The sequence below is a fragment of the Paenibacillus sp. J31R109 genome (assembly GCF_059692055.1).
In genome coordinates, this window is the sequence record NZ_JCAUAR010000002.1 from 300,787 (window position 1) to 315,282 (window position 14,496).

A 14,496-nucleotide genomic window follows, 5' to 3' on the forward strand; every position below is an offset into this window, starting at 1 on the left:
GCTATTTTCTAATGGTGATATTTGTTAATTATATTCTATTTTATGTACAAACTTTCCTGCTAGTATATCACTAATCATTTCGAAATGGGCAGAAAAATTTGCTATGTCCGTCACATCAACCCAATCAATGTCTTTCATATGCCGAAACCAAGACAATTGACGCTTCGCAAATCGACGTGTATCCCGCTTAAGCAGGGTCACGGCATCCTCGAAACTTAGCTCATGCTCCAGATAGCTAACGATCTCTTTGTAGCCAAGTGCTTGCATCGAAATCGCTGACTTTGGGGTGCCAGCAGATAGAAGCGCTTGAACTTCTTCGACCAATCCCTCCCCAATCATCGCATCGATGCGTTCTTCAATGCGCTGATAAAGAAGAGCTCGATCCATCGTTAGCCCAATAATACATAGTTCGTAAGGGGATTCTTTTTTCTGGGAGGCCAAATGAGCGGTCATCGTTTCACCAGAGATATGAAAAATCTCAAGCGCTCGAATGACGCGTCTTCGATCGTTCGCATGCAGACGTTCTGCACTCTCAGGATCGATCTCCCGCAGCTTGGCATGCAGGGCCTCTTCCCCATGCGTATTCGCAAAGGCTTCCTGGGCTTGCCGAAATTCCTCATCCATGCTGACATCGGTAAATTGATAATCGTAACAAACCGATTCGATATATAATCCTGTGCCACCTACGATAAAAGGCAGCTTGCCACGCGAGTGGATGTCATGGATTAAACCTTTGACCCGCTCTTGGAATTCGGCTGCAGAAAAGGAGTACGACGGATCATGAATGTCAATCAAATGATGCGGAACGATCTGCTGCTCCGCTTCACTCGCTTTGGCGGTACCGATATCCATGCCGCGATAAACCTGCATCGAATCACCAGAAATAATTTCACAATTGAAGCGCTGCGCAATCTCCAAGCTGAGCTTGGTTTTGCCAACTGCGGTGGGACCAAGTAGCACGAGTAATTTCGGCTTGGGAGATGGGGCTAACACAATCGAATCACTCCATACGTTGTTTTCGTTGTTGATCGTAACACATGCTCGAACCCGAGCCGGGCAAACTCCGAACTTTCTCTGTTTTCCTTAAGCACAATACTTTTGCGCGCGACGCGTCTTGCTTCTGCGATCGAAGCCAAACGAACAGCTTCATCGTTCGCACGATGCCGAAGTGGGGATATCGCGTGCGATTCCTCAATCGGACTGCGAAACATAGGATCAAAATAAACAACATCCACACTCTGCGTCTCTAACTTTTGCAAATAAGAAAGGTGATCTGTCCGCCTAACCTCAATGCGTCTCATCGCTGCATTCAACTCCGGTATTTCTGACTGATACTGAGCCAATCCTTCTTGGATGAGCATGGCCGGTATCGCTTCACTTTCCAGAGCTGTAACTCGCCCTTCCTCACCAACAACATAAGAGAAGACGATCGCATCTGACGCCAATCCCGCTGTACAATCCACGATATGGTCTCCTGGACTTGCTCCTGATGCCTCAATGAGTAAATCAGGCTCGCCTCGCTGCATCCGTTTGACACGTACGAGGGACATGCTAGGATGGAAAAAAGTTGCAGGGTGGTCTTCTTCATAGTACCTGATCTCTTCTCTTGTCACAAGCAGAACGGAACTATCCTTATAATTTCTCCTAAGAAGTTCCAAAGAATACTTCTTCCGGGGCACGATTCGGCCACCATATAAAGCTGATAATCGTGCGGCTTCCGCTGCCAATTCGGCAGACGGGTTATACGAAGTTGTCACTAGCACAGGGTTACATCACTCGCTTAAACATTTTTTCTAACTCATACGTTGTAAAACTTACTACGATTGGTCGTCCATGTGGACACGTGTAAGGGTTTCTACAGCCAGCAAGTCGATCAATGAGCATCTCCATCTCGACAACGCTAAGACTTTGATTAGCCTTAATAGAAGCCTTGCAGGAGCACATGATCGCCGCCTTTTCACGCAGTTTAGCAATATCCAACGCCTTGCGGTCCGAAATGATTAGTTCGCACATCTCTTCGACAATGGACTTCTCCTCGCCAGATGGGAACCAATGTGGATGCGCACGCACCAGGAACGTATTGCCGCCAAAAGCTTCCATAAACACGCCTACTTGCTCAAATAGGGCAAGCCTATCTGCAATGACACCCGCCTCAGATGGTGTAAATTCCAATGTAATTGGAACGAGTAATTCTTGGCTCGCCTCAGCAGGATTGCCAAAACGCTCATAAAAATATTCATAATTGATGCGCTCATGTGCCGCATGTTGATCAATGAGGTACAAGCCCGTTTCATTCTGAGCGATCAAATAAGTGCCATGCATTTGTCCTATCGGGTCCAACCTCGGAAACGTCGGCAGCTTAGGCGCGTCGCTATCCTCATTGGAAGGCATCAAATCCATAAACGCCTCATTCGTGCGTCGTTGCTGCTGAATAGAGGTATTGCGATAAGGTGCATTACTGGAGGACGTGTATCCTTGATTAGTGGATGGCGGCCGTGAGGCCACTGGTGCCTCTGTGGTTGTCACTTGCGTCACTGGAGATGGCGCAGGCGTCACTGGAGATGATGCATGCTGCTGATATGCTGGTGCCGTTTCCTTTATCTGTGGCAGCGGTGGCATCCAAGATTTCTCCGTGCTTTGCGCAACTCTTGGTTCCTTCAAATTCAGCTTATTCGTATCATCTGGATCCTTATGGTCTTTAAAAAACTCCGCATCCAAATCCATGGATGTGCTGCGTGTTTCCTTCGGAGGCTCCACCGTGCGAGTAAGCTCCAATTGCTCCTGGACGTAAGCGCCCTTCGGAGCGGCTGCCGCCTTGACTCCCGTAGGGATCAAGACTTGTCGCCCAAATAGCCGCTTCACCTCGGCTTCGATCAGTGCCGTTAGCTCCGCTTCCTTACTGAAGCGGACTTCGAGCTTGGATGGATGCACGTTGACATCCACAAGCGCAGGATCCATCCCGATATGCAGCGCAGCAACGGGATAGCGGTTGATCGGCAGCAGGGTGTGATACCCCTGCAGCAGTGCTTGATTCAGCGCGAAGTTGCGCACATACCGACCATTGACAATGGTCGAGATGCCGCCGCGATTCGCGCGCGTCATTTCGGGCTTCGCTACGAAGCCCGTGATGGTATAATCCAAGCTTTCCACTTGGAGAGGAAGCATTTGTTTGGCAATCGCCGTGCCGTAGATACCGGCAATGACTTGCAGCAGATCCCCGTTGCCTAACGTTTGGAGCAGCACATTTCCGTTATGCTTTAACATGAAAGCAATCCCCGGATGAGCCAATGAAAGACGATATAAATAATCAGAGATGTGCCCAAGCTCCGTCTGGATCGTTTTCATATATTTCAATCTAGCTGGCGTGTTATAAAATAAATCCCGTACCGTCACTTCCGTACCGCGCGAAGCTGCGGTTTCTTCCACACTGCGAATCGTGCCGCCTTCGATGACGATTTTCCGGCCTAGTCCATCCGTAGTCGCGCTTGTCACACACTCCAATCTGGAGACTGAAGCAATACTGGGCAAAGCCTCGCCTCGAAAGCCCAGCGTGCGGATGGAGAATAGATCCTTGCTCGTCGCGATTTTACTCGTCGCATGCCGCTGAAAGGCTAATTCACAATCCTCAAGCGCCATGCCTGAGCCATTATCCGACACCCGAATAAGGCTCAATCCACCTTCTTCAATCGTGACATCAACACGGGTACTTCCCGCATCAACCGAGTTTTCAACCAGCTCTTTCACGACCGATGAAGGTCGTTCCACCACTTCACCTGCTGCAATTTGGTTCGCAATATGCTCGCTTAAGAGCTGAATTTTGCCCATTGATTTAGTTCCCCTTTGTACCTTGAATTGAAACCGTATCCCCTTGAACGTTAACCTTCAGCTGTGGGAAATAATCATCGAAGAGATCGACATTGATATAACTCACATCGTTTACAATCATCAATTTATCCACTTCAATTGGAAATGCATGCGTTCCTTTGTTATCTGTGATATCAACGGTTCGATCCGCATTATTCCATGAAATCTTTGCTCCGATTAAAGCAGCAAGTCCTCTTGCAGAAGCATAAAACTTGCCATTCTCTTGGAAGCTGCCAAAGCCAAAGCCGACATCAACCCCATTATAAGTAGCACCATGTTTCTTGATCATAACTTGAATATCCGATATGCCAGATTCATGAAGAGCTGTGATAAATTGTGCAGATACACCATCAACTTGTAGGTCTGGTGCAATGCCTTCTTTGTTCACTTTCCGCATTTTGGGTGTTAGGTATTCTTCTACCGTAACCTTCAAAACACTATGATCCGGAAACTCAAATAGTTGCTGCACGCTTCCTTTCCCATAGGTTTGCATTCCGATTACTTCCGCAACCCCATAATCCTGAAGAGCGCCTGAGAGCACTTCAGAAGCACTGGCACTATTTTCATTAGCTAAAATATAAACAGGAATCCCTAGTGGATTACCCCCGGTAATGTTAACAGGATCATCGACACCATCCCGATCTTTCGTATGAATGAGGACGCCGTCTTTTACAAAATGCTTCGCAATATTCCTCGCTGTTTCCAGATAACCACCGGGATTGTCACGCACATCTAAGATTAACGACTTCAATCCTTTTTCCTGGAGCGCACTTAGTTCTTTGTCAAATTCCTCGTCAGCTTCATCGGAAAAGTCCGTAATTTGAATATACCCAACACCATTGGTAAAGGAGCTGCTGTAGACTTCAGGGGAGTTCACAGCTTGGCGTGTAATCTCGAACGTTAATTCTTTATCTCCGCGCAAAACGGTAACCTTCACTTTCGTCCCAGCAACACCGATGATTTTGTTCCGAACTTCGTCAATTGACGTCGTAGAGGCAGGAACGCCATCCACAGCACGTATATAATCATCCTTCTGTAAGCCAGCAATCGCTGCTGGAGAACCTGGGATTGGTTTCGACACATATACGCCTTTATCATCGAGCCCAATCACACAGCCTATGCCTTCAAAACTGTTCTCAAGGGTATTTGAAAATTGACCATAATCCTGCGGGCTGAATAGCACTGTATAAGGATCCTTCAAACTCTCGATCATTTGCTCAATGCTTTTATTCTCAAGCGCCTCTAAGGAGACGCCGCTCACATGGTTTTCCACCAGTGTTTTTCGAACGAGAACCGTATTCAAATCCTCTTGTGCCATGGCACTCACAGGCATAACGACGGCTAGCGTCGATGCTAGGGCTAACGTTGCTTTCAATGCTTTTTTACGAAGTGGTGATACTTTCATATGGCTATCTCCGTTCAATTGAAATCTGAAGATGAATGTTGAATAACTGCTGATAATAAAAAAAGTAAGATTAGTATCCCAGTCTTGATTTTACTGTAGCTTTTGTTTCCACTCATACACCAAATTGAGCGCCTGCAGCGGCGTCATATTGATAAGATCAATCCCCTTCAACTGGTCAAGCACCAGTTGAGACTTGCCGTCATGCTTCTTCTTGACGGCAACTTCAGCTGGGCTGTCCTCCTCGAAGAGGGACAGCTGACGGATCGGGACTGCCACAGGTTCAGCTGTGGCAGTCGTCATTGCAGCCACGGGTTCCCTCGTGGCTACTTGTACGTGCGGCGCTGCTGCTGCACGTTCTTCAAAGCCATTCAGCAGCGCATATGAGCGCTGAATGATCGCATCCGGCAGCCCGGCAATTTCGGCACAGTAGATGCCGTAACTTGTGCTGGCTGCCCCAGGGATAAGCTTGCGCAGGAAGGTTACCTGCCTGCCGCTTTCCTTCACAGCCATGCAGTGATTGCGCAGATGGCCAAGGCTCTCTTCCAGATGCGCGAGCTCATGGAAATGCGTTGACACGAGCGTCTTGCAGCCGATCTGATCGTGAAGAAATTCGATGACGGCCTGAGCGATCGCCATGCCTTCACCAGTCGAGGTGCCGCGGCCCAGCTCATCAATGATGACGAGGCTTCGACTTGTCGCCTTCTCGGTCATGACCTGGATGTCCATCATCTCGACCATGAACGTACTCTGCCCACCGATAAGGTCATCGGCAGCGCCGATCCGCGTGAAGATCCGGTCTGTGACCGGAATTCGCGCGGAACTCGCAGGCACGAAGCAGCCGATCTGCGCCATGAGGCAGATCACAGCAACCTGCCGCATATACGTGCTCTTACCGGCCATATTCGGTCCGGTAATCAGCAGGATGCGGCCCTGCTCTTGCAACAGGCTCGTCCCGTTCGCAATGAACGAGCCGTCCTGGATGACAGCCTCCACCACCGGGTGGCGGCCGTCTATGATTTCAAGATCGAAGCCTTCGCCGATCTCCGGCTTGCGGAAATGCTGCGCCGCGCTGACAGTTGCCAGCGATTGATACACATCGGCGGTGGCAATGACCTCCGCCAGCTTTTGCAGTCTGGAGATATGCCCCGAAATCCGGTCGCGCAGCTCCGTGAATAGTTCATACTCCAGATCAATCATTTTATCTTGCGCTTCCAGAATGAGCGCTTCTTTTTCTTTGAGCTCCGGCGTTACATAACGCTCAGCATTCGCTAGCGTCTGTTTACGCTCATAGCGGCCTTCTTGCAAAGCGGACATGTTGGCCTTCGTGACCTCAATAAAGTATCCGAATACTTTGTTGTAGCCGATTTTGAGCGACTTAATGCCCGTTGCTTCACGTTCTTGACGCTCCAGCTCAGCAATCCATTGCTTCCCGTTCTTGCTAGCCTCACGAAGCGTATCCAAGTAAGGCTGATAACCTTCGCGAATCATTCCCCCGTCACGAATCGAAACCGGTGGCTCGTCTTCAATGGCATTGGCAATCCACGACATGACGTCATCACAAACATCCATATTTTCAACGAGCTTCCGCAGTGTTTCGGATCCGGATGTGGCACATAACTGCTGGAGCATCGGAACTTGCTGTAAGGAGTGCTTCAGCGCAATCATATCGCGAGCATTGGCATTGCCATAAGAGATGCGGGCAACTAGGCGCTCTAAGTCATAGACTTCCTTCAGAGCTTGCTTCACGTCTTCACGTACAATCAATTGATTGTAGAGGAGATTGACGGCTTCTAATCTTTCCTCAATACGAGCCACGTTCATCAGCGGCTTCTCGATCCAGCGGCGCAGCATACGTGCACCCATGGCGGTTACGGTTTTGTCCAAAAGCCATAGTAATGAACCTTTTTTGGCGCGTTCTCGTACCGTTTCAACGAGTTCTAAGTTGCGGCGCGTAAATGGATCCATGGTCATGAATTGATCCGGCTCATAGATACGAATGTGCTTTACGTGGGTAAGTGCTCTTTTTTGTGTTTCTTTCAAATAGGCAAGTAATAAAGCGACACCTTGTCGACTAATACTGGATAAGTCCGCTAGCGCAGCATCTTCAGCGAAATGCTCATCAAGCAAAGCTTCATCCGCGTTCGTCCACTCCGTCAGGACCATGTTACGGCCCCAAGCTGCACCCGATTCACGAATCGTAGTCAACAAAGCTTGATTCGTAATAATTTCTGACGGATTATACACATTCAACTCGTCTGCGACGAGTTCCCAAGAAGGAGGCAGCTGCGTCGTATACAGCTCACCTGTTGAAATATCGCAAGCTGTAAACGCGTATCCATGGGCTTGATTTACCAAAGAAACGATGTAGTTATTGACGGATTCGCCTAACAACTTACTGTCCATCACGGTACCTGGTGTGACAATCCGAACAATTTCGCGTCGTACAACACCTTTGGCTTCTGCAGGATCCTCGACCTGTTCACAGATGGCAACTTTGAAACCTTTTTCAATCAAGCGGGACATATAGTTGTCAGCCGCATGATGAGGAACGCCGCACATCGGAATTTTCTCTTCACCGCCACCTTCACGGCCTGTTAACGTAATTTCTAGTTCACGCGATGCATTAATGGCATCCTCAAAAAACATCTCATAAAAATCGCCAAGACGAAAAAATAAAAAAGCATCTGGCACCTGTGCCTTTACGGCTAAGTATTGCTGAATCATCGGCGTATATGTAGCCAACTCGTGTTCCTCCAACCTATTACAAAGTAAATAGTGAACTCTATGAAACTAGTAATCTTATTTTCAACGATACACAAACTCATAGAAATCATTCTGCTTACCGCAGGTAAATCGTCCCCGGGCAAGCAGAACAATGGAATTTGTGTACTGCTTTCACATTGCACACATTTTTAGAAAAACCAACAGTTAACCTTCTACTATTCATCTCTAACTCTAGGATGCAATAGATAATCTATTATAACATGATTTCTTCGTCAAAAGCTTCTTTACGCACACCGGGTGCAATTTTCCAAGCGACCCGAATGTCGGCCATCTCGCGCCACGGCAGCATGGAGGTTATCTGTAATCGAAGCCCTTCCAATGCCCCTGCATAGAGCTCATAACCCTTGAGCTGCTCCAAATCCTTCCAAAGCTTGGCAACCTCAACCTGAAGCCTGTTCTTATCACCCTTGTAATAAGCCGCTTGGATATCGAGTTCTTGCAGCGGCTTCCGCGGCAAACGCCAGTAATTATTCACAAGCAAGGCGGCAAGTGCGAACACTCCTCGTGTAATGGTAGGAGTCTGAAGCCAGCTTGGCAGTGTTCGGTATTCGAACCCGCCATGTGACTTTTTGCGGAAGTCACCTAAATAGCCATATCTTGGACGTCGACCGCGCGTTGATTCGTCTTCAATTAAAATCAGCGGCAGCGCGAGATAATTGTCCAGGGCCCGCAGCAGATGTACATTCATCCAGCAGCGGCTAAAATGGATGTGACCGCCTAGCGGGTAGCCTCGCACGGGCATGCCGCCAGAGCACCAAGCTAGGCTATGGTCGGTAATCTTCCGTGCAGCAATCCCCATGGTCACTCGCACATTCTTTACAAGCTGCAGCGGATCAACGCTGGGCTGTGGGCGCAGCTCTGCTAGCGGCAGAATCACGCGATGGCCGCTCAATACGATGGCGTCGCTGCCCACAGCGCCTTCCCGGGTTAAGAAGCGGTCGGCGAATACGACCTTCCCCTGCGGATTCACGAGCAGGAATTCGGGGTCGCAGCCGAGCATGGCTCGCTCTTTCCGTTCCAGCTCTTTAGTGAGCGATTGATCATACTGATCAATCGCTTGCGCAAAGAGCTGTACTAATCTCCCGTTCAACTTGGGAACGGGATCTACATCCAGCACGAGCGTATGCCCACTGGGCGTGATACCGATGGTGACGAGGCCGTAGTCTAAGCCAAGTGCGTAAATAGCTTTAACGGATTCCCGGCTCGCTCTGCGTGCGTGGAAATTGATTTGAGCTGTTCCGACTTCTATGTAAGCTGCGTTCACACGATATTGTCTCTGATGTTGCAAGGATTTCTCAGCAAGCAGAACGGTCTCTTTTTTTTCATAAATGAGAAGCGTTTGCAAGTGAAAAACAGCCACTTTATATTTAAGTATAAATGGCTTCTGTTCCTTTTTCCCCTGAGCTGAAGCAGCATGAGATGCCATTGTTTTCATCCCATGAAGCTGAAGTATCTCCTCCCGCTTCCTTCGATTCTGAGCGCGCATGATCGCTTTAATGGGCTGCAGAGCAGCCAGGTAGGGATATTCATCATGTGCGGCTCCCCAATGCAGTACGATCTGTCCTTGCCAATTCTCAGGAAGCCTAGATCCACTAGGTATCCGGATTCGTTCAGCAAGCTCAAGTGCGTCTTTCTCCTGAGCATGCAGGAAGAAGGTTTCCACGCAAACACCCCCTCATTTTTAACTTTGCTGCTTAGTTATAAGCGCATCCTGCCCAAAAGTGCGAATACAACAAAAAAGAGGGCAAATGCCCTCTGCCGAACCCTTTTAGCCCGCATATACTGGCGTATAAAGTTCCTTAGGAGACTTTCCGAAATCAAGTATCGAATTTCTGAAAGCTCCCTTAATCCAGTTCATCCTCGAGCAGATCGGCGTCCAGATCCTCAAAATCCCCATCGCTACTGTCATCGAAATCCACGTGCTTGTCGTCGAAGTCATTGCAGCCGTTGGTGCAAACGACTACACAGACTTTTGTTTCGGCAATGAGTTCTACTTGGAACTCACGTTCCACCCGAATGGTTACGCCGGTGCCGCTAGACGAGATGCTGGCTTCAACGCAATTCGGCTCCTGCGTCGCGACAGCTGATACTTCGGCTGTCGCCGACTTATGTTTTTTGTCTAAGTAGCTTAGTCCAACAATTTCTACATACGATACAGTTTCTTTTGCTACGTCTGTTTTGGTGTTACGATCGTAAGAATACCAGATGTTGATATCGTAAGTACCAACTACCTCTACGCCCTCTCCAGATGAATGGACAGCCTCGAATTGGTTATTAATAATCCAAGCGCCCAAAATACTGGTTGGAGAATAAGGCGGAGTCACGGTATGACTTACATGAGAAAATTTGCGACCTTTACCGCAGACAGCTTTTGTAATGATCTCTCTGCATTGCAAATCTTTATCTAATGACATCCTTTCAACCTCCTCCATACAATCATTCATTACAAGTGTATGCAGGACAGTAGTCTAGAGTGACAATTATTTTATATTATTTTTGAGATTCAAAAATACTTATATCTGTCAGAGTCAACCCGCTTCTGGACGGTGTTTTTTTTGCTTTTTGGCAATAGCTAAGTAGTGCATTAACTCCCTGTTAAGCTGTAAAATCGCTGATCTCACTTCGAATTCTTCACGACTCTCAGGCAAAGGCATCAATTTATATCGAGCCACCAGCTCTTGTAATTCTTTCTCCGCAGCCCCTGTATAATAGTCTTCCTTGACAGTTTGGCTAATATCTTCGAAGATCGCAGCGACTAACTCTCCTTGAGGTAAAGTCTGATACACGCCGGCCACTAGATCAATCATGCGATGTATCGATTCCAGCTGCTCCCCACGCATGTAGAAATACACTCGCCAATAAGGATCCCAGCCGAATAACAACGTATTGTCCATCGAACGTTTGGCCATTAAAGCGCCATTTTCGATTTCCTCACTAACTTCCAGCAGCTCTTTTCCATCCCAAATGACTTTATCATCCCGGAGATGCTTGGCAATGTTGATAAAGATGACAGAAAATAACTCCTCAATTTTTCGTTTATGCGCGTTCAGTGAGGTGTCTGCCTTCGGCATGTAGGCGATATTGATCAGGGTCGCTGATCCCAGTCCAATGACTAACAAAATCAGCTCGTTGAGCACGGAATGCCAATCCGCCGACTCATAAGCAAAGAGATGCAGCATCACGACCGCTCCTGTTACAGCCCCTTCGGTAATCCGAAGCCGAACGAGAACGGGAAACACGATAAGAATAAACAAACTAACCACCCAGATATGAAAGCCAAACACGTTAAATAATATGGAACCAATGAATAAAGCCAAAATGGATGCCGCGATACGGTGTAGGGCACTCTGAATGCCTTTCTTCTTCGTCACTTCAATACCCAGAATGGCAAGAAGTCCCGCTGCCCCTGGCGTATGAACCCCTAATATATACGCCAAGTACATCGCGATTATGACGGCAACAGCTGTTTTGAGCACACGAAAGCCCATAGCGTTTTCACCTCTTTACAGGTTATTCTATGGGCTCATTATTTCATTTTACATAGTGTTGTGGCAAGCCTCTCTCTATTACCGATGTTTCGTTAGTTTCTTCTCTAGGTTGGCAACAAGCTGGTACATCACCGTAGCGACTAAAGCAATTACGAATAAGGTGGATATCACTAAAGTGAAATTAAAAACTTGAAAGCCATATATGATTAAGTATCCCAGCCCCTTCTGGGACACTAGAAATTCTCCGACAATGACGCCGATCCAGGCCAAGCCAACATTGACTTTCAGCGTAGAAACAATAGTGGGGAACGAAGCGGGGAAAATGGCTTTGAGAAAAACTTTACGCTGATTGCCACCGAATAATTTTACAACCTTAATGTAATTATGATCCACTTCCTTGAAGCTTCCGTATACAACAAGTGTCGTAATAATAACCGTAATCGAAAGTGTTGTCGCGATAATCGAAAGCAGTCCAGGCCCGAAGCCTACAATAAATAAGGGCCCTAGCGCTACTTTCGGCATACTATTTAACACGACAATATAGGGATCCAATATCCGCGATAGAAAAGGAGACCACCAAATCACGACCGCTAAGGCTGTTCCGAAAAGGGTACCCAAGAAAAACCCAATAATTGTTTCTTCTACGGTTACAGCGACATGAGGAAGTAGCGTTCCGTCAAGCAACTTCTCCCAGAGCAGCTGAAATACTTTAGATGGATAGCTAAAAAGCAGCACATCAATCCATTTCAATCGCGATGCAATTTCCCATATGGATAAAAACAGAAGTAGAATCGCTGCTTGAAAAAGTCGAACCCACTTCGTCTCTCGCTTTCTGGCCTTTAGAAAACGCTGATGTACATCCTGCTTTAATTTCTCATTCGATTGCTCTTTGAGGATGTGCCCCTCATCTAGATTATCCATGCTGCACACCCCCAAATTCCTGCCAAATTTGTCGAAATAGTACATGAAATTCAGGCAATTCTCTCGCTTCAAAAGGTACGGCTGCCCGAACTACGTCTGGCATTTCGAAGGTTCTGCGAATACGCCCTGGATTCGGCGCCAACACAATAATGCGGTCACTCATCGCAATCGCTTCTGAAATATCATGCGTGACTAGAATCGCGGTTTTCTTCTTTGCGCGCAGCGTCTCTACAACCAAATCTTCTAGCTGCAGCTTCGTCTGATAGTCCAGTGCGGAAAATGGCTCATCCAATAGCAGCAATTCCGGTTCCGTTGCCAAGGTTCGGACGAGCGCAACGCGTTGCCGCATACCGCCTGATAGCTGCGCGGGATAATAATCTTTGAAAGCAAGCAGACCCATCTCTTCCAATAAGTGAAGCGCCCCCTGCCTCTTCTCTTTCGTCAGTGAGCCTGCGATTTCCAACCCCATACAAGCATTAGCTTCAATCGTTCGCCAAGGAAATAAGTAGTCCTGCTGCAGCATGTAGCCTACTTTTGCCGATGGCCCCTGCACATGATGACCGGCTACGGTGACCCTGCCAGAGGTCGGCGGGAGGAGTCCCGCAATGATGGATAAGAGCGTTGTTTTGCCACAACCGCTAGGACCAATCAAACTGACAAACTCGCCTTTGGCAATGTCGAACGAAATTCCTTGGAGGGCCAGCGTGGCTCGCTCTTCTGTGACATATACCTGCGTGACATCCCCCACTTGCACAGCTGTTTCCATGGCGCCTAACCTCCTCTTTTCTCCATCTTGCGGGTATTTTCTTTTAGTACTTCTTCACATTCGTTTTCGCTTTTTCCGCAAAGGAATTATTCACTAATTTACTCCAAGCTACTTTCTCTTTCAGTTCGCCAGCTGATGCCATAACATCGAGTAAATTGTTCCATTCGGCTTCATCCACAATGCCATCTGGAGCAAAGGAACCTTGATCTTTATACCGTTTCACTACATTTTTGACAATCGCGACATCAATATCTTTAAAATATGGCAATACCGCTTCGGTGATTTCATCCACACTTTTCGCAGCAACCCACAGCTGCGCCCGTTGAATGGCATTCGTGAACTTCTGAATCGTGCTCCCATTCGACTTCAAAAAGCTTTGCTTCGCCATGAAGACGGTATACGGTAAATGTCCGCTTTCTACCCCGAAGGATGCCAGCACATACCCCTTGCCTTCTTTTTCAATAATGGACGCTTGCGGTTCGAAAAGCTGTACATACTCCCCTGTGCCTGAAGCATATGCCGAAACAATGTTAGCAAAATCAATATTTTGGATCAGCTGTAAATCCTTTTGTGGATCAATGTTGTGCTTCTTTAAGGTGAATTCGCCTGCCATTTGCGGCATTCCGCCCTTACGTTGACCTAGGAAAACTTTCCCTTTGAGGGCGTTCCAATCCAACTTATCCACTTTGTTGCGTGCTACGAGAAAAGTTCCGTCTGTTTGCGTAAGTTGGGCAAAATTGATGACAGGATCATCCGAGCCTTGCTGTGATACGTAGATCGAAGTTTCTGAGCCTACTAGTGCCACATCGATTGCATTCGAGAGCAGTGCGGTCATTGTTTTATCTCCGCCTGGTGTCGTTGTGAGCTCAACATCAAGCCCTTCATCTTTGAAAAACCCCTGTGATAACGCGACATATTGCGGTGCATAGAACAAGGAACGCGTCACCTCACCAATGCGCACCTTCGTCGTTTCTTCCGTTTTGGTTCCACACGCAGAAGCAATTATGCTTAGGAGCAGAACGACGGATAGTGTGAATCCCCATCTTTTCCGATTGTTCATAAGACGTCCCTCCGATTTGAATTGTACTGTATCATATGCAAGAGCCCAGACGTCGGTTAATAGTTCTTACAAAAAACCTTGTGGCGTCCATAAAATTTGGAAAATTTGACGAAGATGATGACGATGCTATCGTGCTTTTGTGCGTGCGTACGAAGACATGCAGTGGGTTTGGAGATGACACACAAGCAGCAACACGAAAAAACAGCTT

At 47.6% G+C, this 14,496-nt stretch carries 11 protein-coding genes; all 11 read right to left on the reverse strand.

Annotated features, from left to right (window positions below; genetic code table 11):
- Positions 1-24: 24 nt before the first annotated feature.
- Entirely contained in the window at positions 25-996 is a 972-nt protein-coding gene (gene miaA / locus AC58QT_RS07015) for a tRNA (adenosine(37)-N6)-dimethylallyltransferase MiaA (protein WP_497408853.1), read from the reverse strand.
- The gene (locus AC58QT_RS07020; protein ID WP_497408326.1) at positions 987-1,763 is read right to left on the reverse strand and encodes a class I SAM-dependent methyltransferase; all 777 of its coding nucleotides are present in this window, start codon (positions 1,761-1,763) and stop codon (positions 987-989) included. Before AC58QT_RS07020 ends, miaA begins: the two co-directional genes overlap by 10 nt.
- A gap of 4 nt (positions 1,764-1,767) precedes the next feature.
- Positions 1,768-3,825 carry a DNA mismatch repair endonuclease MutL gene (mutL, locus tag AC58QT_RS07025; protein ID WP_497408327.1) on the reverse strand — a complete coding sequence of 686 codons (2,058 nt, stop codon included), beginning with the start codon at positions 3,823-3,825 and terminating at the stop codon, positions 1,768-1,770.
- A gap of 4 nt (positions 3,826-3,829) precedes the next feature.
- Positions 3,830-5,269 carry a S41 family peptidase gene (locus tag AC58QT_RS07030; RefSeq protein ID WP_497408328.1) on the reverse strand — a complete coding sequence of 480 codons (1,440 nt, stop codon included), beginning with the start codon at positions 5,267-5,269 and terminating at the stop codon, positions 3,830-3,832.
- A 90-nt stretch (positions 5,270-5,359) separates the two neighbouring features.
- Positions 5,360-8,011 (reverse strand): DNA mismatch repair protein MutS, encoded by a 2,652-nt coding sequence (gene mutS, locus AC58QT_RS07035; RefSeq protein ID WP_497408329.1) that lies wholly within the window; start codon positions 8,009-8,011, stop codon positions 5,360-5,362.
- 235 nt (positions 8,012-8,246) lie between these two features.
- Positions 8,247-9,716, reverse strand: coding sequence for a putative amidoligase domain-containing protein (locus AC58QT_RS07040; RefSeq protein ID WP_497408330.1), 1,470 nt, complete (start codon positions 9,714-9,716; stop codon positions 8,247-8,249).
- Between the two features lie 181 nt (positions 9,717-9,897).
- Positions 9,898-10,467: an outer spore coat protein CotE gene (locus AC58QT_RS07045; protein ID WP_497408331.1), complete on the reverse strand. Its 570-nt coding sequence runs from the start codon at positions 10,465-10,467 to the stop codon at positions 9,898-9,900.
- Positions 10,468-10,581: 114 nt separating this feature from the next.
- Positions 10,582-11,541, reverse strand: a complete 960-nt coding sequence (locus AC58QT_RS07050; RefSeq protein ID WP_497408332.1) for an aromatic acid exporter family protein — start codon at positions 11,539-11,541, stop codon at positions 10,582-10,584.
- Between the two features lie 78 nt (positions 11,542-11,619).
- The gene (locus AC58QT_RS07055) at positions 11,620-12,462 is read right to left on the reverse strand and encodes an ABC transporter permease (protein WP_497408333.1); all 843 of its coding nucleotides are present in this window, start codon (positions 12,460-12,462) and stop codon (positions 11,620-11,622) included.
- Positions 12,455-13,228: an ABC transporter ATP-binding protein gene (locus AC58QT_RS07060; RefSeq protein ID WP_497408334.1), complete on the reverse strand. Its 774-nt coding sequence runs from the start codon at positions 13,226-13,228 to the stop codon at positions 12,455-12,457. Before AC58QT_RS07060 ends, AC58QT_RS07055 begins: the two co-directional genes overlap by 8 nt.
- 43 nt (positions 13,229-13,271) lie before the next feature.
- Positions 13,272-14,288, reverse strand: coding sequence for an ABC transporter substrate-binding protein (locus AC58QT_RS07065; RefSeq protein ID WP_497408335.1), 1,017 nt, complete (start codon positions 14,286-14,288; stop codon positions 13,272-13,274).
- Between the last annotated feature and the right edge of the window lie 208 nt (positions 14,289-14,496).